Annotated in this window: 19 protein-coding genes; 8 read left to right on the forward strand and 11 right to left on the reverse strand. The window is 55.7% G+C overall.

Annotation, left to right across the window (positions count from 1 at the left end):
- Positions 1-148: 148 nt before the first annotated feature.
- On the forward strand, positions 149-988 hold the full coding sequence (locus tag ENTMO_RS0120570; protein ID WP_010435622.1) for an AraC family transcriptional regulator: 840 nt from the start codon (positions 149-151) through the stop codon (positions 986-988).
- Between the two features lie 29 nt (positions 989-1,017).
- On the opposite strand, the gene ENTMO_RS0120575 is transcribed toward ENTMO_RS0120570, so the two are convergent.
- The 5 genes from ENTMO_RS0120575 to ENTMO_RS0120595 are packed head-to-tail and all read right to left on the reverse strand — an operon-like array spanning position 1,018 to position 5,680.
- Positions 1,018-1,893, reverse strand: coding sequence for a MurR/RpiR family transcriptional regulator (locus tag ENTMO_RS0120575; RefSeq protein WP_010435624.1), 876 nt, complete (start codon positions 1,891-1,893; stop codon positions 1,018-1,020).
- Entirely contained in the window at positions 1,890-2,840 is a 951-nt protein-coding gene (locus ENTMO_RS0120580) for an iron-siderophore ABC transporter substrate-binding protein (RefSeq protein ID WP_010435627.1), read from the reverse strand. Before ENTMO_RS0120580 ends, ENTMO_RS0120575 begins: the two co-directional genes overlap by 4 nt.
- A 10-nt stretch (positions 2,841-2,850) precedes the next feature.
- Positions 2,851-3,891, reverse strand: coding sequence for a FecCD family ABC transporter permease (locus tag ENTMO_RS0120585; protein ID WP_010435630.1), 1,041 nt, complete (start codon positions 3,889-3,891; stop codon positions 2,851-2,853).
- Positions 3,888-4,871 carry a FecCD family ABC transporter permease gene (locus ENTMO_RS0120590; protein ID WP_010435632.1) on the reverse strand — a complete coding sequence of 328 codons (984 nt, stop codon included), beginning with the start codon at positions 4,869-4,871 and terminating at the stop codon, positions 3,888-3,890. Before ENTMO_RS0120590 ends, ENTMO_RS0120585 begins: the two co-directional genes overlap by 4 nt.
- Positions 4,868-5,680 (reverse strand): ABC transporter ATP-binding protein, encoded by an 813-nt coding sequence (locus ENTMO_RS0120595; protein WP_010435633.1) that lies wholly within the window; start codon positions 5,678-5,680, stop codon positions 4,868-4,870. The genes ENTMO_RS0120590 and ENTMO_RS0120595 overlap by 4 nt, the downstream gene beginning before the upstream one ends.
- A 383-nt stretch (positions 5,681-6,063) precedes the next feature.
- Here ENTMO_RS0120595 and ENTMO_RS0120600 point away from each other — a divergent pair, with 383 nt between their 5' ends.
- Positions 6,064-8,193, forward strand: a complete 2,130-nt coding sequence (locus ENTMO_RS0120600) for a TonB-dependent siderophore receptor (protein WP_010435634.1) — start codon at positions 6,064-6,066, stop codon at positions 8,191-8,193.
- An 83-nt stretch (positions 8,194-8,276) separates the two neighbouring features.
- On the opposite strand, the gene parE is transcribed toward ENTMO_RS0120600, so the two are convergent.
- From parE to nudF, 5 genes are read right to left on the reverse strand one after another with little or no spacing between them, the layout of a single operon-like run.
- Positions 8,277-10,169 (reverse strand): DNA topoisomerase IV subunit B, encoded by a 1,893-nt coding sequence (gene parE / locus ENTMO_RS0120605; protein WP_010435636.1) that lies wholly within the window; start codon positions 10,167-10,169, stop codon positions 8,277-8,279.
- Between the two features lie 28 nt (positions 10,170-10,197).
- Positions 10,198-10,779: an esterase YqiA gene (gene yqiA, locus ENTMO_RS0120610; protein WP_010435638.1), complete on the reverse strand. Its 582-nt coding sequence runs from the start codon at positions 10,777-10,779 to the stop codon at positions 10,198-10,200.
- Positions 10,779-11,606 (reverse strand): 3',5'-cyclic-AMP phosphodiesterase, encoded by an 828-nt coding sequence (gene cpdA, locus ENTMO_RS0120615; RefSeq protein WP_010435639.1) that lies wholly within the window; start codon positions 11,604-11,606, stop codon positions 10,779-10,781. The genes yqiA and cpdA overlap by 1 nt, the downstream gene beginning before the upstream one ends.
- Before the next feature lie 27 nt (positions 11,607-11,633).
- Positions 11,634-12,056: a DUF1249 family protein gene (locus ENTMO_RS0120620; RefSeq protein WP_003862516.1), complete on the reverse strand. Its 423-nt coding sequence runs from the start codon at positions 12,054-12,056 to the stop codon at positions 11,634-11,636.
- A complete protein-coding gene (nudF, locus tag ENTMO_RS0120625) occupies positions 12,053-12,685 on the reverse strand; it encodes an ADP-ribose diphosphatase (protein WP_010435645.1) in 633 nt (210 codons plus the stop codon). The genes ENTMO_RS0120620 and nudF overlap by 4 nt, the downstream gene beginning before the upstream one ends.
- A 203-nt stretch (positions 12,686-12,888) precedes the next feature.
- On the opposite strand from nudF, the gene tolC reads away from it, so the two are divergent.
- The 3 genes from tolC (at position 12,889) to ENTMO_RS0120640 (ending at position 16,374) form a co-directional block, all read left to right on the forward strand.
- Positions 12,889-14,355: an outer membrane channel protein TolC gene (tolC, locus tag ENTMO_RS0120630; RefSeq protein WP_010435647.1), complete on the forward strand. Its 1,467-nt coding sequence runs from the start codon at positions 12,889-12,891 to the stop codon at positions 14,353-14,355.
- Positions 14,356-14,545: 190 nt separating this feature from the next.
- Positions 14,546-15,211 (forward strand): DUF1190 family protein, encoded by a 666-nt coding sequence (locus tag ENTMO_RS0120635; protein WP_010435649.1) that lies wholly within the window; start codon positions 14,546-14,548, stop codon positions 15,209-15,211.
- 2 nt (positions 15,212-15,213) lie between these two features.
- A complete protein-coding gene (locus ENTMO_RS0120640) occupies positions 15,214-16,374 on the forward strand; it encodes a glutathionylspermidine synthase family protein (RefSeq protein ID WP_010435650.1) in 1,161 nt (386 codons plus the stop codon).
- Between the two features lie 82 nt (positions 16,375-16,456).
- Here the strand turns inward: ENTMO_RS0120640 and ygiD are convergent, their stop codons facing one another.
- A complete protein-coding gene (gene ygiD, locus ENTMO_RS0120645; RefSeq protein WP_010435652.1) occupies positions 16,457-17,245 on the reverse strand; it encodes a 4,5-DOPA-extradiol-dioxygenase in 789 nt (262 codons plus the stop codon).
- A 131-nt stretch (positions 17,246-17,376) separates the two neighbouring features.
- On the opposite strand from ygiD, the gene zupT reads away from it, so the two are divergent.
- From zupT to ENTMO_RS0120660, 3 genes are all read left to right on the forward strand, one after another.
- The gene (gene zupT / locus ENTMO_RS0120650; RefSeq protein WP_010435656.1) at positions 17,377-18,150 is read left to right on the forward strand and encodes a zinc transporter ZupT; all 774 of its coding nucleotides are present in this window, start codon (positions 17,377-17,379) and stop codon (positions 18,148-18,150) included.
- Between the two features lie 424 nt (positions 18,151-18,574).
- Entirely contained in the window at positions 18,575-19,150 is a 576-nt protein-coding gene (locus ENTMO_RS0120655) for a fimbrial-like protein (protein WP_010435659.1), read from the forward strand.
- A gap of 78 nt (positions 19,151-19,228) precedes the next feature.
- The gene (locus tag ENTMO_RS0120660) at positions 19,229-21,751 is read left to right on the forward strand and encodes a fimbria/pilus outer membrane usher protein (RefSeq protein WP_010435662.1); all 2,523 of its coding nucleotides are present in this window, start codon (positions 19,229-19,231) and stop codon (positions 21,749-21,751) included.
- The last annotated feature ends 6 nt before the right edge of the window (positions 21,752-21,757 follow it).

Consider the following 21,757-nt stretch of genomic DNA (forward strand, 5'->3'; position numbering starts at 1 on the left):
AACTGCGGCAAAGCATAGTGAATCCGCAAGGGGCAGAAATGTTAGCCGCGTCACAGGTGAGAACGATGAATAAACCTACAGTTAAGAAAATTTAAAAAGGTGGTTTATAAATAGCATCTGACGGGAAAAAGTTGAGTTCTATTGCACTATGCGCGACACGCCAACGTCCGATCATCTGGAGCTGATTACCCTAAACGACACCGTGGTGTCGTTCAGCCGCCTGTTCGCCAATACCGTGCGTTACCACCACTGGCATCAGTGTCTGGAAATTCTCTATGTGGAAGAAGGGTTTGGCGTCGCGATTGTCGACAACCGGCATTACACCATGCGCCCCGGCCGGCTGTTTTTCTTCCCACCCTTTACCCTGCACAAGGTGATGGTGGACGCGCAGGCGGAGGCCATTTACCGGCGCACCATCATTCATCTCGATCATCACGCCGTGCTGAAAAACCTGCGTGATTTCCCGCAAACCCGGCAGCGGCTGGAGCGGCTTTCACGCCGCGGCGGTGAGGCGTGGGTCGCTGACCTGGCACATTGCCATCACCATGTCGATCATCTGTTGGGCTGTTATCAGTCGCCCATGAACAGCGAGGCCATTGCCGGGCTGCTGATCGGCCTGTTTGCCATGCTGCCCGACGATCGCGACGGCACGCCGGGCAGCAGCCAGGGGATCGCCAGCCAGGTGATGTTCTGGCTGGATGAGCACTATCAGGAGAAGTTCCGCCTGGACGCGCTGGCCGCAGAGCTGGGCAAATCGCGCAGCTACGTGTCGCGAAAATTCCATGCGGAGACGGGCGAGAAGATCCACGACTATCTCAACACGTTACGGCTGCGTAAGGCCTGCGAGTGTTTACTTCACACGGATTCGAGCGTGCGAGACATCGCGGCGCAGACGGGGTTCTCCGACGTGACGTGGTTCATCAGCGCGTTTAAAAAAGGGATTGGCGAGACGCCGCTGCAGTACAGGAAGAACCATCGTGCGGTTTGACGCCCTCTCCCACAGGGAGAGGAGGAAAATCAACCACTCTTCTTCCCCGGCTTTAATCCACGATGTAACTCGTTGATGCGCTTCATCGACTTAATGGTGCGCTGCGGCTCGGTGGAGGCGACGGACAAAATAATCATTTCAAGGCACAGCAGCACCGTGCCGTGGAGCGGAATTTTGCCCTTCTCGCCGCCGCGCGGAACGTGGATCACCACGCTGGCCTCTTTACTGAATCGCGAGTCAGTCGCGTTAGTCAGCAAAATGGTGGGAATGCCCAGACGTTTCGCCTCGCGCAGCGTGGTCTGCCCTTCCCGGTGCGCGGATTTCTGCGCCATCATCATCAGCACGTCGCCGCGCTGAAGCGCAATAAGCTGTTCGGCAAGCCCTATCCCGGTGCGGTTGAGCGGGATCGCAGGAAGTCCCATACGGCTGAACAACCTGGCAGTGTAATCGGCCAGAATACCGGATGCGCCAATGCCAAAAATAGCGACCTGCCTCGCCTGTGCCAGCAGCGACACGGCCTGCGCCATCGCATAGCGGTTGTGGGGTTCAGACAGCACCTCGCAGGTGTGTCGATGCCCCTCCAGCACGAAATCTATGCTCGTATTCACATCGCTGGTCAGCGTATTCACCGTGGAAGACATTTTCTCGCTGGAAGTCACCACCGGGCCGAACCACTGCTCGAGCGTCTGCTTCAGATCGCGCAATCCGGCAAAACCGAGCGCCTGGATAGCGCGAACGACAGTGGCATCTGAGGTGTTAAGCAGTGTCGCGATCTCCATCGCCGTCTGCTCCATGACCGCTTCACGATTTTCATTGATATAGCGCGCCACCAGCAGCAGCCGTGGCGTGAGCTGGTTCGCCCGCGAACGGAAGCGGTCACCGTACACATCGACTTTGCGGATCACTGTGATGCCTCCGGCAGCGGACGTCCCGCAATCTGCGACTGCACCTGCGCGACCATCAGGCCTAACGAGGCGAACGAGTTCGAGATGGCCTCCTCGCGTGAGATGAGCACGTAATGCCCGGTGCGGCAGGCGTTGAGGAACTGGCACCAGCCTGGCATCACCGCGTCCATCGCCGCCAGCTCGTCCTGCGGCTTGCCGCCGGTATCGCCGCGCCAGGTGGCGAAGATGAAATCGGCATCCAGCTCCGGCAGGCGCTCGGCGCTGACGTCGATACGCCCACCGTCCGGGATGCTCTCAATCAGCGGTGGAAACGTGAATCCTGCGTCGCGCAGCACGCGTCCAAGCGAGTGGTAGCTGTGCATGGCGTTGATTTTTCCCTGATTGGCCTGAATCACCGACACGGTTAACGTGCGGGTGTCGATAGTCGCTTTCAGGGCCTTGATTTGCTCCTGATAGCGACGTTCCAGAACCTTCAGCCGCGCCTGCGTACCGGTGAGCTGCGCCAGCTTGCGGTAGATTTCGGGCGCACCGCCGTCGAGGTGATCGATGCTCACCGTCGGGGCAATTTTTTCCAGCTGTTCTACCGGCGTGTTACGGGTCGGCTCGGTGATGATCAGGTCCGGCTTCGCGGCGGCGATGGCTTCAATGTCGATATCCGCAGTGCCGATGAATTTGATGTCGGAATTATCAAAATCGACGCCGGTTAACATGCCGCTGGAACGCAGAAAATGGCTGCCGTCCGGTCGGGTGCGGCCATGGCTGGCAACCGGGGGTACCCCAAGCTCAATCAGCGGGATGGTGATATCCAAATCGTGCAACGAGACGATCCGCTTCGGATGGACCGGCACTACCACGTTGCGGTTCAGATCATCTGTAAACGTCTGCGTCGGTTCCGCCGCACTCGCCACAAACCCTACCAGCAACAGCATTGTCAAAAGTACGCGCATCACACCCCCTCTAAAATCGGTCCCGACGCTGCCAGAGCAGTAGCAGGAAAAACGGCCCGCCAATCAGTGAAATCACAATCCCCGCCGGCAGCTGTAGCGGCAAAAATGCCAGACGCCCGACGTTATCCGCCAGCAGCACCAGCAGCGCGCCCAGCACGGCGCTTCCCGTCAGCAATGCTGTTTGCCCACCGCGCAGCAGCAGGCGCGCCATATGCGGTGCAATCAGCCCCACGAAACCCATCCCCCCCACACAGGAGACGCAGGCCGCGGTGAGCACGACCGGTGCAAGCACGCGCAGCAAGGCAAGTCGTGAAGTGCGCACGCCAAGCCCGGTCGCGGTGTGGTTACCCAGCAACGCCACGTCGGCGGCGCGTGCGGTAAAGAGCAGCAGCGCGAACGCGGGAAGCGCCCAGGCGGCAGCAATACTGACCAGCATCCAGTTTGCCGCATGCAGGCTTCCCGCCAGCCACAGCATCGCGGTCTGCACGTCGCGCACGTCCGCGGTAGTCATAAAAACACCCATTGCGGCGGCAAACGCCCATGACACGCCGATACCCTTCAGGATGAATCGCGGACGGGAAATATCGCGTGCCAGCGCCACCACCAGCAGCGCGGTCAGCAGCCCACCGGCCATGCCGACCAGCGGTCGCCAGTACAGGCTAAGCGCCGGGAACTGAAAAATCAGCAACAGCACCGCCGCGCTACAGCCCTCTTTCACGCCGATAAGCCCGGGGTCGGCAAGGCCATTGCGGGTGATGGACTGCATCGCCGCCCCCGCCATACCGAGCATCGCGCCGCACAGCAACGCCATCAGCAGGCGCGGCAGACGGATATCCATCACGATGTAATGCATCTCTGCTTCCAGCGTCTGCGGATAAAACAGCGCGCGCCCGACGGCGGAGGCTGGAATGGGCAGCGAGCCGTGGGTCAGACCAAAACTGAGCAGCAAGAAGGCAGCCAGCGATAAAAATGCCAGGCATGCCAGCGCTTTTGGACGAACCAGCGCCGAAAGGGGGCCGACGCGTACCGCACGCAGTCCCGCCCGGCTCATTTGAACATCCTCGACGCCAGGAAGATAAAGACGGGCGCACCGACCAGCGCGGTCATAACGCCGGTTGCCAGCTCATACGGCGTAAACAGCGTGCGGGCGGCAACATCCGCCAGCAGGAGAACCAGCGCCCCACACAGGGCCGAAAGCGGCACCATTGCGCGGATGTCCACCGTCACCAGGCGGCGGATCAGCTGTGGTACCACAAGGCCGATAAAACCAATCGGCCCGGCGATGGAGACCGCCGCGCCGCAGAGCAGTGCAATCGCCAGCAGCGCGAACAGGCGCGTTTTCAGCAATGAGACGCCAAGCCCCTGCGCCATTCTGTCGCCCAGCGCCAGCATGTTGAGCGAGGGCGAGAGCCACAGCGCCAGCGCAAAGCCAGCGGCAGCAACCCCTGCCGCGCTCCCTATCGTCCCGGCGCTGAGCCCCGCTAAATCTCCAGCCAGCCAGGTGCGCATGGCGAGCAGCGTCTGTTCATCAAGGATTAATATCGCGGCAGTCACCGATGAAGCAAATGCCGACATCGCCACGCCGCACAGCATGACTTTCATCGGCGTCAGCCCGGTGCGACCAGACGAGGAGAACATCAGCACCAGCAGAAACAGCGCCGCGGCACCGACGGCGGCAACGAGCGGGCGACCAAACGGCAGCGACAGCCCAAGCGCGCTGACGATCACCACCGCCAGCGCCGCCCCTGCATTCAGCCCCAGAATATGCGGCTCGCCGAGCGGGTTACGGATCACCGACTGCAGCAGCACGCCCGCCACGCCGAGCGCGGCGCCAGTCACCATTGCGGCGCAGAGACGCAGCAGCCGGAGCCTGATAATCACGTTATGGTCGAAATTGCGCGGATCGAAATGGAAGAATGCATCCACTACCGTCCGGGGAGCGATAAAGCGCGCGCCGATGCCCAAATGTGCAATCGCGCCCATCGCCAGCAGCAATGTGAATACAAGGAATGCCAGAGAGGCGCGCATCATGGTTGTTCTGCGACCTTTCGAAACGGCATAAAAAACGGCTTTCCGGTCATTGGGTTAACGGACATATGTACGTCAACGTCAAACACCGTTTTGATCAGCGACGGCGTGCAGGTGTCGCCTTCATGTAATACCCCCTCGACTTTGCCCTGGCGTAAAAAGACCAGCGAATCGCCGTAGTTCACGGCAAAGTTGAGATCGTGCAGCACCACCACCACGGTGCGCCCGTGCTGGCGGGTCAGGGTGTGCAGCAGCTCCAGGATCTCCACCTGATAGCGAAGGTCGAGATACGTCGTGGGCTCATCCAGCAGGATATACGGCGTTTGCTGCGCCAGCGCCATGGCGATCCAGCAGCGTTGACGCTGACCGCCGGACAGGCTTTCAACCGGCAGATGAGCAAACTCTGCCGTTCCGGTCAGGCGTAATGCCTCCTCCACCGCCAGCTCGTCTTCATCACTCCACTGACGCATAAAGTTCTGCCAGGGAAAGCGCCCGCGCGAAACCAGTTCAAAAACGGTTAACCCCTCCGGCAACAGCGGAGACTGCGGCAAAATGCCAAGCTGACGGGCGACCGCTTTGGTCGGCTGTTCATGAATGGCTTTGCCATCCAGCACGACGCTGCCGCCAAGCGGCTGTAGCAGACGCGCGAGGGTGCTCAACAGCGTGGATTTGCCACAGCCGTTCGCCCCCACCAGAACGGTCATCTTCCGTTGCGGGATCGCGAGGGAGATATCATCAACGATGATTTTTTTGTGATAACCCGCAGAGAGATTCTCCAGAACCAGTCCCGGTTTTGTCGTGTTATGCGCCACGTGAATGCCAACGTAATGAAAAACCAATAAATAAAAATAAAACTCATTCTCTTTTGAGAAGTTTGCCGCTGCGCCATGTAGTAGTCAAGTGAATAAAAGCCCTGGATAAACCAGGGGTGATCGCAACAGGTCACGCAAAGTAAAATCAGTAAAAACCGATTAATTTTAATAGGTTAAATGCTAATCACTTTGATTTTAACGATACGGAAATCACTGTAGTCATTTTTTTACTTTTTCCATTTACTACTACAATCCCGCATGATTGAATGATTCTCAATTACAAGTTCGATGCCATTCAGGCTAACGAACAGACCGTAAGGGCAATGACTCACACATTTTTCCGCGAAGATGGTTTCGCCGGATATTCTGGGAAAACAGATGTAATGGCTAAGTTCACACCTTCATTCTCTGGGGTAAAAGGGCGCGCGCTCTTTTCTCTGTTGTTTATGGCACCTTTGGTACACGCAGCGGCAAACGACGGCGAGACCCTGACCGTTACCGCCGATCCGAATGCGACTCTCGACGCCACCAGCGGCTATCAGCCCCTGAACACCTCCACCGCCACGCTGACCAACATGCCGATGCTGGACATCCCGCAGGTGGTCAATACCGTCAGCAATAACGTGCTGGAAGACCAAAACGCGACCACGCTCGACGAGGCGCTGTATAACGTCAGCAACGTGGTGCAGACCAACACCCTGGGCGGCACGCAGGATGCCTTTGTGCGCCGTGGTTTTGGCGCGAACCGCGACGGCTCGATCATGACCAACGGCCTGCGCACCGTGCTGCCGCGCAGCTTTAACGCCTCAACCGAACGCGTGGAGGTGCTGAAAGGCCCGGCCTCAACCCTGTACGGTATTCTCGACCCCGGTGGCCTGATTAACGTCGTCACCAAACGCCCGGAGAAAACCTTCGGCGGCTCGATTTCTGCCACCTCGACTAGCTTTGGCGGCGGTACCGGACAGTTTGACGTCACCGGCCCGATTGACGGCACGCGCCTGGCGTATCGCCTGACGGGGGAATATCAGGACGAAGACTACTGGCGCAATTTCGGCAGCGAACGCAGCACCTTTATCGCCCCGTCGCTCACCTGGTTTGGCGATGACGCCACCGTGACCGTGCTCTATTCGCATCGCGACTATAAAACGCCGTTCGATCGCGGAACGATCTTCGATCTCAACACCAAAAAAGCTGTCGACGTCGATCGCAAAACCCGCTTTGACGAATCGTTTAACGTTACCGACGGGCAGTCCGATCTCGCGCAGCTCAACGCGGAATATCGTCTTAACAGCCAGTGGACTGCGAAGTTCGACTACAGCTACAGCCAGGATAAGTACAGCGATAACCAGGCGCGCGTGATGGCCTACGATTCAAAAACCGGCAACCTGACCCGCCGCGTGGATGCCACTCAGGGCTCCACCCAGCGGATGCATACGACGCGGGCGGATCTGCAGGGGAACGTGGACATCGCGGGCTTTTACAATGAGATCCTGACCGGCGTGTCGTATGAGAATTACGATCTGCTGCGCACGGATATGATGCGCTGTAAGAACGTCAAAGGTTTCAATATCTACAATCCGACGTATGGGAATCTCGACAAGTGCACCACCGTCTCGGCGTCCGACAGCGACCAGACCATCAAGCAGGAGAGCTACTCCGCCTACGCGCAGGACGCGCTGTACCTGACCGATAAATGGATCGCTGTCGCCGGACTGCGCTACCAGTATTACACCCAGTACGCGGGGAAAGGCCGTCCGTTTAACGTGAATACCGACAGCCGCGACGACCAATGGACGCCTAAGCTGGGGCTGGTGTACAAACTCACCCCGGCAGTCTCGCTATTTGCCAACTATTCCCAGACGTTTATGCCGCAGTCGTCCATTGCGAGCTACATCGGCGACCTACCGCCGGAAACGTCGAATGCGTATGAAATTGGTGCTAAGTTTGACCTTTTCGACGGCATTACCGCCAACATTGCGCTGTTTGATATCCACAAGCGCAACGTGCTGTACACTGAAAGCGTGGGTGATGAAACCATCGCCAAAACCGCAGGCCGCGTGCGCTCTCAGGGCGTAGAAGTGGATCTTGCGGGGTCGCTGACTGAGAACACCAACATTATTGCCAGCTACGGCTATACCGACGCGAAGGTGCTGGAAGACCCGGACTATGCGGGCAAACCGCTGCCGAACGTGCCGCGCCATACCGGCTCCCTGTTCCTGACCTACGATATTCACAATGCGTTTGCCGGGAATACGCTGACGCTGGGCGGCGGCGGGCACGGCGTAAGCCGTCGTTCCGCAACCAACGGTGCGGATTACTATCTGCCGGGCTATTTCGTGGCGGATGCGTTTGCGGCGTATAAGATGAAGCTACAGTATCCGGTGACGCTGCAGGTGAACGTGAAAAACCTGTTTGATAAGACCTACTACACGTCGTCCATTGCGACCAACAACCTGGGCAACCAGATTGGCGATCCGCGCGAAGTGCAGTTTACGGTGAAGATGGAGTTTTGACGTAAAAAAGCCCGATGGCGCTAACGCTTATCGGGCCTACGATCCATTCCCTCTCCCTGTGGGAGAGGGTTAGGGTGAGGGCATCAGGCCTCAATATCAGCCATATCGCCTTTCTCCTGCAGCCAGTTACGTCGGTCTTCCGAACGTTTCTTGGCAAGGAGCATATCCATCATGGCGTTGGTTTGCTGTTCGTCTTCGTCGCTGATCGTTAGCTGTACCAGACGGCGCGTGTTCGGATCCAACGTCGTTTCGCGAAGCTGCATCGGGTTCATCTCGCCCAGCCCTTTAAAGCGCTGCACGTTCGGTTTGCCCTTCTTGCGCTTCAGCTGTTCCAGCACGCCCGCTTTTTCCTCTTCCGTCAGCGCGTAGTAAACCTCTTTACCGAGATCGATACGGTAGAGCGGCGGCAGCGCCACGTGAACGTGGCCGTTTTTCACCAGCGTTTTGAAGTGCTTCACGAACAGCGCGCACAGCAGCGTGGCGATGTGCAGACCATCGGAGTCCGCATCCGCGAGGATACAGATTTTGCCGTAGCGCAGCTGGCTCAAATCGTCACTGTCCGGATCGATGCCGATCGCCACCGAGATATCGTGAACTTCCTGCGAGGCCAGCACTTCATCAGAAGAGACCTCCCAGGTATTCAGGATCTTACCCTTGAGCGGCATGATCGCCTGATATTCACGATCGCGCGCCTGCTTGGCCGATCCGCCCGCCGAGTCCCCTTCCACGAGGAACAGCTCGGTACGGTTGAGATCCTGCGCGGTACAATCCGCCAGCTTGCCCGGCAGCGCGGGGCCGCTGGTCAGCTTTTTACGCACCACTTTCTTCGCGGCACGCAGACGACGCTGGGCGCTGGAGATCGCCATTTCAGCCAGCATTTCTGCTGCCTGAACGTTCTGGTTCAGCCACAGGGTAAATGCATCTTTCACCACGCCGGAAACGAACGCCGCGCACTGACGTGACGACAGGCGCTCCTTGGTCTGACCGGCAAACTGCGGATCCTGCATCTTCACGGAGAGCACGTAGGCGCAGCGATCCCAGATATCTTCCGCAGACAGCTTCACGCCGCGCGGCAGGATGTTGCGGTATTCGCAGAATTCGCGCATCGCGTCCAGCAGCCCCTGACGCAGGCCGTTGACGTGCGTACCGCCCAGCATGGTCGGGATCAGGTTAACGTAGCTTTCGGTCAGCAGCTCGCCGCCTTCCGGCAGCCACAGCAGCGCCCAGTCCACGGCTTCTGTATCGCCGCTAAAGTTACCGACAAACGGTTTTTCCGGCAGCGTTGGCAGGCCGTTTACCGCTTCGCACAGGTAGTCGTTCAGACCATCGGCGTAGCACCAGGTTTGTGCGGTATTGTTAACGTGGTCTGTAAAAGTAATTTCCACGCCCGGACACAGCACCGCTTTGGCTTTCAGCAGGTGCGTCAGGCGAGAAACAGAAAAACGCGGGCTGTCGAAGAAGCTTTCGTCAGGCCAGAAGTGGACGCTGGTGCCGGTGTTGCGTTTGCCGCACGTGCCGACAACCTGCAGATCCTGCACCTTATCGCCGTTTTCAAAGGCGATGTTATAGACCTGGCCGTCGCGACGAACGTTCACTTCCACGCGTTTGGACAGGGCGTTCACGACGGAAATGCCCACGCCGTGCAAACCACCGGAGAACTGGTAGTTTTTGTTGGAGAACTTACCTCCAGCATGCAGACGACAGAGGATCAGCTCAACGGCAGGCACGCCCTCTTCCGGGTGGATATCCACCGGCATGCCGCGCCCGTCGTCGATAACTTCCAGCGACTGATCGGCGTGCAGGATAACGTCAACGCGTTTGGCATGGCCTGCCAGCGCTTCGTCCACACTGTTATCAATAACTTCCTGGCCCAGGCGGTTTGGGCGCGTCGTATCGGTGTACATCCCCGGGCGGCGGCGAACCGGCTCAAGCCCGGTGAGTACCTCAATGGCATCAGCGTTATAGGTTTGCGTCATGATTTAAGCTAGCAATTCGCATTGATTGTCAGTGGCTGTGCAGTCCAAGAAAATCGACAATCTGGGTGAAATGATCCTCAAAGCCCGTGAAAGCATGGTTTCCGCCCTCTTCTATAGTCTGGCGGCAGGATGCGTAATACGCCACTGCCTGGCGGTAATCCAGCACTTCATCACCCGTCTGCTGCAGCAGCCAGATGAGATCCGGCGCTTCAAGCGGGTCGACCTGCATAACTTTGAGATCGTAAATATGGCGTGACTCTAGCACATATTGTTGGCCGGTGTAGGGGTTCTCGTTTTCGCCAAGAAAGTCCCTCAGTAGCTCAAATGGCCGTACCGCTGGGTTAACCACCACTGCGGGCAGCATAAAGCATTGCGACAGCCAGGTGGCGTAATATCCTCCCAGCGATGAACCGACCACGCCAAAGGATTCGCCACCGTGTTCGAGGACGATCGATTCCAGCATCTCCGCCGCTTCCGCCGGGTATGGCGGCAGTTGCGGGACAATCATCTCAACGTGCGGATGATTCTCGCTCAGCCAGTGGCGAAACTGCGTCGCTTTCGCGGAGCGCGGCGAGCTGTTGAACCCGTGAAGATAGAGAAGCGTAGACATCAATAGCCTTCTGAAGCGGTATCGGGGCGGAATTTTGCGCCTGACAAACGGCACACTTCTGTCGTCAGGTTGCCATCGGCATGCAGTTCCAGCCAGCGCCAGCCTGGGGCGATGGTGTCCAGGGTGAAGTTGGCGCAATGCGGCTTAAATTGCACGCAAGTGGACGGCGTGGCGAGCATTCTGCGGCCATTCCAGTCGAGATCCTGTTCCTGATGAATATGTCCGCACAGCAGATTTTTCACGCGAGGGAAGTTCACCAGCACGCTGTCCAGCGCAGCTGAGTTACGCAGGCTGTGTTGATCGAGCCAGCTGCAGCCCGCTGGCAGCGGATGATGATGAAGCAACAGCAGCGTATTGCGTGCCGGTTCGGCAGCCAGTTTGGTTTCGAGCCAGTCAAGCTGAAACTCACTTAACTCACCGTGCGGGACGCCAAAGACCTGGCTGTCGAGCAGTAAAATTTGCCAGTGGTCCCCTGCAAAAACACACTTCGCCGGGGAGATGCCCGACTCCAGGAGCGAGCTGTACATGGCAGGCTGGAAATCATGGTTGCCGGGCAGCCATACGCAAGGCACACTGAAGCTCGCGATGCCTTCAGCAAAATGCTGGTAGGCCGCGGAGGACTGATCCTGCGCCAGATCGCCCGTTGCGACAATCAGATCGCAGGCGCGATCTTCGGCGTGAATCGCGTTGAGTACAGCCTGATAGCTCTCCCAGGTATTCACGCCCAGCAGAGTTTCATGCTTTTCGGCAAACAGGTGGGTATCGGTGATTTGTAATATCCTGACTGGCGCCCCACCAGCAACAGTCAGGCTCAACAGGCTTTCCAAACGGTGTCCTTAGGTAGGTTTATGACGCTAACAAACCGGAATCGCCATTGCTCCATGTGCTAAACAATATCTTAGCCAGTCGGCTAAAAACTGGTTAATTTGATGCTTTTCGTCGCGTTGATGCAACTTTTTATTCGGGTAATCATACCGCGCTTTGAAGCGAAAGATCTGCTGGCTCGAACACACTTCAGCGACCATCGCGTCGTGATAGAGACGCACCGTCATCGACGGCAAGCTCCAGTAGCTAATGCTGGGGGCCGTTTGCTCAATCTCTACCAGCGTAGTGTAGCGCGTTGATTCTGTTATCGTTAACCGATACTGCGCGTTGCTCACCTGATAGCTTACCGTTTCGCCGGGTGCGTCGTTTCGCGGCAGCAGGCGGCGCAGCTGTGCGAAATTGGTTTCGCACAGGCGCATCATTTCTGGGAAGTCAGGTGTATAGCGCTTCATTTTTTCCACTCGTTTCGTAATGTCTGATAATGCAGTTGCAGCCATTGCAGGGCGATGACAGACGCTGCGTTGTCGATTGAACCCTCTTCTACCCACTGGTAAGCCTGTTCCCGGCTCACCACATGAACCCGAATATCTTCGTTTTCATCTGCCAGACCGTGGATCCCTTCCGCGGTCGTGGCGTCCACTTCGCCCACCATAATGGATAACCGTTCACTTGTGCCACCCGGGCTTGCCAGATAGCTGAGCACGGGTTTTGTTCTTCCAACAACCAGACCTGCCTCTTCCAGCGCTTCGCGCCGTGCAACGTCCTCGACCGATTCGCCCTCTTCAATCATCCCGGCCACCATCTCCAGCAGCCATGGGCTTTCGCTGACGTCATAAGCGGCGATGCGGATCTGCTCAACCAGCACCACTTCATCGCGCACTGGGTCAAAGGGTAGCAAGACTGCAGCATGCCCGCGCTCAAAAATTTCGCGTTTGATTTCGCCGCTCATCTCGCCGTTAAACAGGCGATGCCTGAAACGGTAAAGATCCATTGAAAAAAAACCGCTATAAAGCGTTTCTCGTGCAATAATTTCTACATCGTTTTTGGCGAATGTGACGGGCAACTTCTCTGTTTTTTGCATAAGTCATGTCCTGGTAGCAATGGTGATGAAATGATGAATTTCAAGGCTGTTTGGCTGCCGTTTGTAAGGCTATATGATAGATTGGTGCAAATTACCGCCAGATGGCACGTAACGCCAACCTTTTGGTGTGGATGATTCTGTTAGAATCGGCAATTATTTTTAATTAGATCAGCGCTAATACTGCTTCACAACAAGGAATGCAAATGAAGAAATTGCTCCCCATCCTTATCGGCCTGAGCCTGACGGGCTTCAGTGCAATGAGCCAGGCGGAAAACCTGTTACAGGTCTACCAGCAGGCACGTCTGGGCAACCCTGATTTACGTAAATCAGCGGCCGATCGTGATGCTGCGTTTGAAAAGATTAACGAAGCGCGTAGCCCGCTGCTGCCACAGTTAGGTTTAGGTGCAGATTATACCTACAGCAACGGTTTCCGCGACGCTAACGGCGTTAACTCCAATGCCACCAGCGCATCACTGCAGTTAACCCAGACGCTGTTTGACATGTCCAAATGGCGCGCCCTGACCCTGCAGGAAAAGAGCGCGGGTATTCAGGATGTGACGTATCAGACCGATCAGCAGACGCTGATCCTCAATACCGCCACCGCTTACTTCAACGTGCTGAGCGCGATTGACTCGCTCTCCTACACCGAAGCGCAGAAACAGGCGATTTACCGTCAGTTGGATCAAACCACCCAGCGATTCAACGTGGGCCTGGTGGCGATCACCGACGTGCAGAACGCCCGTTCACAGTACGACAGCGTACTGGCCAACGAAGTCACCGCGCGTAACAACCTTGATAACGCGCTGGAATCACTTCGTCAGGTGACCGGTAACTACTACCCTGAGCTGGCCTCCCTGAACGTGGACAGCTTCAAAACCGATAAGCCGCAGGCCGTTAATGCCCTGCTGAAAGAAGCGGAAAACCGTAACCTGGCGTTATTGCAGGCGCGTCTGAGCCAGGATCTGGCCCGCGAGCAGATTCGCCAGGCGCAGGATGGCCATCTGCCAACCCTGAGCCTGAGCGCCTCTACCGGTGTCTCTGATACGACCTACAGCGGTTCTAAAACCAACTCAGCCCAGTACGACGACAGCAACCAGGGTCAGAACAAAGTGGGTCTGAGCTTCTCCCTGCCGCTGTACCAGGGCGGCATGGTGAACTCCCAGGTGAAACAGGCGCAGTACAACTTTGTTGGCGCAAGCGAGCAGCTGGAAAGCGCGCACCGTAACGTGGTGCAGACCGTGCGTTCTTCCTTCAACAACGTGAACGCCTCTATCAGCAGCATCAACGCATACAAACAAGCCGTTGTGTCTGCACAAAGCTCCCTGGATGCAATGGAAGCGGGCTACTCGGTCGGTACGCGTACCATCGTTGACGTACTCGACGCGACCACCACGCTGTACAACGCGAAACAGCAGCTCTCCAGCGCACGTTACCAGTACCTGATTAACCAGCTGAACATCAAGCAGGCGCTGGGTACGCTGAACGAACAGGATCTGCAGATGCTGAACAGCACGCTGGGCAAACCAGTGTCGACCTCACCGGAAAGCGTTGCACCGGAGAACCCGCAGCAGGTTGCCGCGGTGGATAACTTCAACGGTGATAGCAATACCCCTGCTGCACAGCCAACGGCAGCACGTACCAACACCGGCAGCAATCCGTTCCGTAACTAAGAGTGTCATCAGGCCCACTGCGGCCTGATGCCCTCACCCCGGCCCTCTCCCACAGGGAGAGGGAGCATCTGAATCACACTCGAACGTAAGCCAACGTAAAGATCCCCCTCATTCCGCCCCTCTTCGCTTCATTTTCAACCACTCATCCTCTATCCTGAGCGTTATTACCACTGGGTCCTGGAAGACAAACATGAAACGGACAAAAACGATGAATCACGCGTCGTTCCGCAAAAGCTGGAACGCACGTCACCTCACCCCTGTTGCACTGGCGGTCACCGCCGTCTTTATGCTGGCAGGCTGTGAGCAAAGCGACGAAACGGTCTCGATGTATCAAAACGCAGACGACTGCTCGGCCGCAACCGGTAAAGCCGCGGAATGTACGACGGCTTATAACAGCGCGCTGAAAGAAGCGGAACGTACCGCACCGAAATATGCTTCGCGCGAAGACTGCGTGGCGGAATTCGGCGAAGGCCAGTGCCAGCAGGCGCCTGCTCAGGCAGGTATGGCACCGGAAAACCAGGCGCAGGCGCAGTCCAGCGGCAGCTTCTGGATGCCGCTGATGGCGGGCTACATGATGGGCCGCATGATGAGCGGCGGCGCGGGCTACCAGCAGCAGCCGCTGTTTAGCTCTAAAAACCCAAACAGCCCGGCATACGGTAAATACACCGACGCCACCGGTAAAAACTACGGTGCAGCAACGCCTGGCCGTACCACGACCGTGCCTAAAACGGCGATGGCGCCTAAGCCAGCAACCACCAGCACCATCACCCGCGGTGGCTTTGGTGAATCTGTGGCGAAACAAACCACCATGCAGCGCAGCGCGACCGGGTCTTCGACTCGCTCAATGGGCGGCTGATTATGGAACGAGTCAGTATTGTCGAGCGCCCGGACTGGCGCGAAAAAGCCACTGATTATGGTTTTAACTTCCACACCATGTACGGCGAGCCGTACTGGTGTGAGGATGCTTACTACAAGCTCACGCTGGCCCAGGTTGAAAAGCTGGAAGAGGTCACCGCTGAGCTGCACCAGATGTGCCTGAAGGTCGTGGAAAAGGTTATCGACAGCGATGAGCTGATGACCAAATTCCGCATTCCGAAGCACACCTGGAGCTTTGTACGCCAGTCCTGGAAAACGAACCAACCTTCACTTTACTCTCGCCTCGATCTCGCCTGGGATGGCGTGGGTGAACCTAAGCTCCTGGAAAATAACGCCGATACGCCAACCTCCCTGTATGAAGCGGCGTTCTTCCAGTGGATTTGGCTGGAAGATCAAATCAATGCTGGAAACCTGCCGGAAGGGAGCGACCAGTTCAACAGCCTGCAGGAAAAGCTGATTGAGCGTTTCGCCGAACTGCGCGAACAGCACGGCTTCAATCTGCTGCACCTCGCCTGCTGCCGCGACACGGAAGAAGACCGCGGTACGGTTCAATACTTACAGGACTGCGCCGCCGAAGCGGACGTCGCCACCGAGTTCCTCTATATCGAGGATATTGGTCTGGGTGAAAAAGGTCAGTTTACGGATATGCAGGATCAGGTGATCAGTAACCTGTTCAAACTCTATCCTTGGGAATACATGCTGCGCGAGATGTTCTCCACCAAGCTGGAAGACGCTGGCGTGCGCTGGCTGGAGCCAGCGTGGAAGAGCATTATTTCGAATAAAGCCCTGCTGCCGATGCTGTGGGAGATGTTCCCGAACCACCCTAACCTGCTGGCGGCGTACTTTGCGGAAGACGATCACCCGCAAATGGAAAAATACGTCGTGAAGCCGATCTTCTCCCGCGAAGGCGCAAACGTCTCCATCATCGAAAACGGCAAAACGCTGGAAGCGGTTGAAGGACCTTACGGCGAAGAAGGGATGATCGTCCAGGAGTTCTATCAACTGCCGAGGTTTGGCGACAGCTATACCCTGATTGGCAGTTGGCTCATCAACGATCAGCCTGCCGGGATTGGCATTCGCGAAGATCGCGCGCTGATCACTCAGGATCTGTCACGCTTTTATCCGCATATTTTTATTGAGTAAGACTTGCCCGGTGGCACTACGCTTACCGGGCCTACGCGCGACACGTAGGCCGGGTAAGGCGAAGCCGCCACCCGGCATGTTTTTACCCAATCTGCACCGACAGCATACTCAAACTCCCCATCTCAATACCGTCGACCGGGATCGTCACCGGTTCCTGACCATCCCACGCGCCAAGCACATACAGCAGCGGCAGGAAGTGCTCCGGGGCCGGGTTAGAGAGCGAACCGCCTTCGTGATCCAGATAGTTCACCAGCGGATGCGCCTCACTCGGGCCTTGCCACGTCAGGTTTGTTTTGACGTAGTCGTTAAACGAGGTCGCCCATGGGTACGGCGTGTTCTCACCGTGCCAGCGCGCCGTACGCAGGTTATGCACCACGTTACCACTCGCCACCAACATGATGCCTTCATCACGCAGGGTTGCCAGCTTGCGGCCCATTTCCAGATGCCAGGCGGCGGGTTTGGTGCTGTCGATGCTCAACTGCACCATTGGGATATCGGCATCCGGGTACATCTTAATCAGCACGCCCCAGGAGCCGTGGTCAAAACCCCAGGCTTCTTTATCCAGTGCAACCGGAACAGGCGCCAGCAGCTCCACCAGCTGCTGAGCCAGCGCTGGTGAGCCAGGGGCGGGGTAATGCGTGTCATACAGCGCCTGCGGGAAACCGCCGAAATCATGAATGGTTTTCGGTGCTTCCATCGCCGTAACGCCGGTACCTCGCGTAAACCAGTGCGCAGATACCACCACAATGGCTTTCGGGCGCGGCAACGTCTCACCCAGCTGACGCCAGGCTCGGGTATAGACGTTATCCTCCAGGACGTTCATTGGGCTACCGTGGCCTAAAAACAGTGCTGGCATACGAGAAGAAGACATGATGATATCCTTACAGACGGTGTCAATTTGATTGGGCTACATTACGCGCAATCCGGTAAAGATGAACGCTGATAAGCATGAAGAACATCTTCAGGAAATTTGAATATAAGGGACAGATAAAGGAGAGATGAATGTCAGTACCTCTGATGTTGACCGTCCTGGCGGGTGCAGCTACCTTCATTGGCGCGATCCTGGGCGTACTCGGCCAGAAACCCTCTAACCGTGTGCTGGCTTTTTCACTCGGTTTTGCTGCCGGCATTATGCTGCTTATCTCCCTGATGGAGATGCTGCCCGCCGCCCTTGGCACAGAGGGCATGTCCCCACTTCTGGGCTACGGCATGTTTGTCTTTGGTCTGCTCGGGTATTTCGCTCTCGATCGCATGCTCCCTCATGCGCATCCGCAAGATTTAATGCAGGAAAATGTCACCCCCTCGCCGCGTAATATCAAGCGCACGGCGATCCTGTTGACGCTGGGCATCAGCCTGCATAACTTCCCGGAGGGCGTCGCCACCTATGTGACGGCCAGCAGCAATCTGGAAATGGGCTTTGGCATCGCGCTGGCGGTCGCCTTACACAATATTCCTGAAGGACTTGCCGTTGCGGGACCGGTGTATGCAGCCACCGGCTCAAAGCGTACTGCTGTTTTCTGGGCCGGTATTTCAGGTATCGCCGAGATTCTGGGTGGCGTACTGGCATGGCTGATTCTTGGCAGCCTGGTTTCACCTGTGGTGATGGCAGCCATTATGGCCGCGGTGGCTGGGATTATGGTCGCACTTTCAGTAGATGAACTGATGCCACTGGCAAAAGAGATAGACCCGAACAACAACCCGAGTTATGGCGTGTTGTGCGGCATGTCGGTGATGGGGTTTAGCCTGGTCTTGTTACAATCGGCAGGTATAGGCTGAGCGGTTGCGCTCCCTTTTTTGCGGGAGCGCAATTTTTTGAAATGTCAGCAAGTGCCAACCATCATTATCAATGATATTAAGTCCGGCACCATACTTTCTCGCTGCTATAGAATTCACTCAAGAAATATTATTTATAACTATTTCCCGTAAAATAATTAGCGTTTAGTGTATTACATGAACGTCAAAAGGTTGATGTTAGTCACTCTTTAAACCAAGCGCCCTGGCTTTTTATTCACAGCACCTATTTCACCTATAACCCCAAAAAATATATTAATAAAATCTAACCCCCTAATTAAGAAATACTCACGAGATCACTCATATTGTGACTGATATATTTCACCCGTTTTAATGCAATAAACGTGTTGCAATATTAATTCATGAACCGTATTGCGATTTCCAATCTTAGATAAAGGATTATATCTTCATGTTTAACAAGACTATCCTGGCCGTTGCGACAACTGCACTGCTTTCTGGCCTGTCATTTACTGCTGTAGCAGCAGATAACCAGGGCTCAGGGAAGATCACGTTCACTGGCGAAGTGATCAGTGCGCCTTGCTCTATCACCCCGGGAGATGAAAATCAGACCATTGAATTAGGCGAAGTCGCGGATAGCGTGCTGAATAGCGGTAAAAACTCGCTGCCGGTTGACGTCAATATCCACCTGCAGGACTGCATTCTCTCAACGACAACTGGGCAAACCACCACCACCATCGACAAAGTAAAAGTGACCTTTACTTCCGCAAGCACCGATGCAACCGACACCAGCCTGATGAAAAACACGCTGGATGGAAACATCGGCGGTGCAACAGGTGTAGGCATTCGCTTACTGGATAGCGGCAGCAATAAAGTCACGCTGGGCACGCCGATTGAAGTGTCCTTCCCGACCACTAACGCCTATCAGGAGCTGAACTTTAAAGCCCGCATGGAACCGGTATCTGGCAGCACCGCTACACCAGGTAACGTGCAGGCTCAGGCGAACTATATTCTTGCCTACAAGTAATCTAGATAGCCTCTGAAAACGTAGCCGATGAAGGACTCATCGGCTTTTGTGTATTCCTTTTAAAAGCGAAACGGATTTATGCTAAAACACTCACCGCATCAACCTCCTCGCCTCACTGCTTTCATAAAGCATTCGCTGAGCGCCACGTTTTACTCAGCATTATTCGTATTGCCGGTATCCGCAGTTGAATTCAACACGGATATGATTGACGTTGAAGATCGAAGCAATATTGATATTTCCCAGTTTGAGAAAAAAGGCCACATCGTGCCGGGTAACTATCTCGTTCGCATTCAGGTCAATAAAAACACGTTACCGCAACCCGCGACAATGGAATGGATCGCAACGGATAACGACAGCGGCTCGCAAATTTGTCTCAACGCAGAGCAATTATCCGCTTTCGGATTGAGCGCCGACTTTATTTCAACACGCCATTTTTCTCAGGGCGGACGTTGCCTTGATCTTTCGGGTGTTCCAGAACTGGTTTTTTCACTCAATAAGGGCACGATGGTGCTGTCCGTCACCGTTCCTCAGGCATGGATGACGTATCAGGCGCAAAACTGGACGCCGCCTGAATTCTGGGATGACGGCATTGCGGGCGTGTTACTCGATTATAATCTCTATGCCAGCCAGTACGATCCGCACGGGGGCGACGACAGCCAAAATGTTAGCGCTTACGGCACGCTTGGGTTTAACCTCGGCGCATGGCGTCTGCGTTCAGATTATCAATACAATCAAAACTTCCGTAAGGGTGAGTCGACCGGCAGCGACAGCAGTCTGGCACGGACTTATCTGTACCGTCCTATTCCTTCGCTGTCATCAAAAATGACGCTCGGGCAATATGATTTAAGCTCAGATATATTTGATACCTTCCACTTTACCGGTGCGTCGTTGGAAAGTGACGAAAGCATGCTGCCACCCGATTTACAAGGCTATGCACCGCAAATTACCGGTATTGCGCAGACCAATGCCAAAGTGACCGTCACCCAGTCTGGCCGCGTCCTTTATCAAACAACCGTCGCGCCGGGTCCTTTCACGATTTCCGACCTGGGGGAAACCTACCAGGGGCAGTTGGACGTGACAGTTGAAGAGGAAGATGGGCGCAAAACTACCTTCCAGGTCGGTTCTTCCTCCATCCCCTTCCTGACCCGAAAAGGCCAGGTGCGTTATAAAACCTCCGTCGGTAAACCCACCGCAACGGGACATAACGACATCAATAACCCCCTTTTCTGGACAGGTGAACTCTCCTGGGGTTGGCTGAGCAATGTGTCGCTGTATGGTGGCACCATGCTGACGGCAGATGACTATCAGGCCATGACTACCGGTATCGGCTTCAACCTGGATGAGCTCGGTTCGTTATCCTTTGATGTGACTGGCGCCGAGGCTACGTTGCATCAGGAAAACAATGATAAACAGCGAGGTTTCAGCTACCGCGTAAACTACGCTAAGCGCTTCGAAGCAACCGGTAGCCAGATTACCTTTGCCGGTTATCGATTCTCGGATAAAGAATATGTCTCAATGAGCGAGTATCTTGCCTCCCGCGACGGTGATACCTCAACGACAAACGAAAAAGAGAGTTATGTCATCTCCTTCAACCAGTACCTTGACTCTCTGGCATTAAATACTTATCTCAACGTCACTCGTAATACTTACTGGGATAACAGCAGTAATACGAACTACTCCTTTTCACTGAGCCGCAATTTTGATATTGGCGATTTCAGAGGGCTATCCGCTTCGCTGGCGCTGAGCCGCGTGCGCTGGGATGACAGTGACGAAAATCAGATCTATTTTTCCTTCACCCTCCCGCTGGAGCAGAGCCGTAGCATTATGTACAGCTATCAGCGCTCAGGTGGCGACAGTGCGTCTCATATGGCTTCCTATTATGATTCATCCGATCGCAATAATACGTGGAATCTCTCTGCCTCTACGACAGAAGAGGATTTACGCGAAGGCGAACCGTCATTGCGTGGCGGATATCAGCACTATTCTCCTTACGGACGTCTCAATCTGTCAGGGAGCGTTCAACCTAATCACTATCGTTCAATCAGCGCTGGCTGGAATGGTTCGATCACGGCTACGCGACATGGCGTCGCCCTGCATGATTACAGCCCGGCAGATAATGCCCGGATGATGATTGATGCTGATGGTGTTTCAGGGATTGAGGTCAACAGTACGCGCACGCGCACTAACGCATTTGGTATTGCCGTTGTGCCCTCGCTCACCAACTACACCACTTCAACGGTGCGTGTAAACAGCAATACATTGCCTGATGGTGTGGATATAGAAAACTCCGTCATACGAACCACGCTGACAGAAGGCGCCATAGGCTATAGCAAGCTCAACGCCACCAGCGGCTACCAAATTGTCGGCATCATTCGTCAGGAAAACGGACAGTTTCCGCCTTTGGGTGTCAGCGTCATCGACAGCGCCTCGGGCAAAGAAGTCGGGCTGGTCGCGGAAGAGGGGTTCGTGTATCTCAGTGGAATTCAGGAAGACAGTCTCTTACGCCTGAACTGGTCTGAAAAAACATGCGAAATCACGCCACCAAATCAAAGTAACCTCAGCGGCGAGGCCATCTTATTACCTTGTAAAACAGTGCATTAATTCAGG

The sequence above is a fragment of the Enterobacter mori LMG 25706 genome (assembly GCF_000211415.1).
Classification (GTDB): Bacteria; Pseudomonadota; Gammaproteobacteria; order Enterobacterales; family Enterobacteriaceae; genus Enterobacter; species Enterobacter mori.

What these genes read in the sequence shown, in the direction of transcription:
- parE (WP_010435636.1), bottom strand. Translation starts at nt 10,169, where the DNA reads ATGACGCAAACCTATAACGCTGATGCCATTGAGGTACTCACCGGGCTT.
- ENTMO_RS0120600 (WP_010435634.1), top strand. Translation starts at nt 6,064, where the DNA reads ATGGCTAAGTTCACACCTTCATTCTCTGGGGTAAAAGGGCGCGCGCTC.
- ENTMO_RS0120655 (WP_010435659.1), top strand. Translation starts at nt 18,575, where the DNA reads ATGTTTAACAAGACTATCCTGGCCGTTGCGACAACTGCACTGCTTTCT.
- yqiA (WP_010435638.1), bottom strand. Translation starts at nt 10,779, where the DNA reads ATGTCTACGCTTCTCTATCTTCACGGGTTCAACAGCTCGCCGCGCTCC.
- ENTMO_RS0120570 (WP_010435622.1), top strand. Translation starts at nt 149, where the DNA reads ATGCGCGACACGCCAACGTCCGATCATCTGGAGCTGATTACCCTAAAC.
- tolC (WP_010435647.1), top strand. Translation starts at nt 12,889, where the DNA reads ATGAAGAAATTGCTCCCCATCCTTATCGGCCTGAGCCTGACGGGCTTC.
- ygiD (WP_010435652.1), bottom strand. Translation starts at nt 17,245, where the DNA reads ATGTCTTCTTCTCGTATGCCAGCACTGTTTTTAGGCCACGGTAGCCCA.
- ENTMO_RS0120635 (WP_010435649.1), top strand. Translation starts at nt 14,546, where the DNA reads ATGAAACGGACAAAAACGATGAATCACGCGTCGTTCCGCAAAAGCTGG.
- zupT (WP_010435656.1), top strand. Translation starts at nt 17,377, where the DNA reads ATGTCAGTACCTCTGATGTTGACCGTCCTGGCGGGTGCAGCTACCTTC.
- nudF (WP_010435645.1), bottom strand. Translation starts at nt 12,685, where the DNA reads ATGCAAAAAACAGAGAAGTTGCCCGTCACATTCGCCAAAAACGATGTA.
- ENTMO_RS0120590 (WP_010435632.1), bottom strand. Translation starts at nt 4,871, where the DNA reads ATGATGCGCGCCTCTCTGGCATTCCTTGTATTCACATTGCTGCTGGCG.
- ENTMO_RS0120660 (WP_010435662.1), top strand. Translation starts at nt 19,229, where the DNA reads ATGCTAAAACACTCACCGCATCAACCTCCTCGCCTCACTGCTTTCATA.
- ENTMO_RS0120620 (WP_003862516.1), bottom strand. Translation starts at nt 12,056, where the DNA reads ATGAAGCGCTATACACCTGACTTCCCAGAAATGATGCGCCTGTGCGAA.
- ENTMO_RS0120640 (WP_010435650.1), top strand. Translation starts at nt 15,214, where the DNA reads ATGGAACGAGTCAGTATTGTCGAGCGCCCGGACTGGCGCGAAAAAGCC.
- ENTMO_RS0120580 (WP_010435627.1), bottom strand. Translation starts at nt 2,840, where the DNA reads ATGCGCGTACTTTTGACAATGCTGTTGCTGGTAGGGTTTGTGGCGAGT.
- ENTMO_RS0120585 (WP_010435630.1), bottom strand. Translation starts at nt 3,891, where the DNA reads ATGAGCCGGGCGGGACTGCGTGCGGTACGCGTCGGCCCCCTTTCGGCG.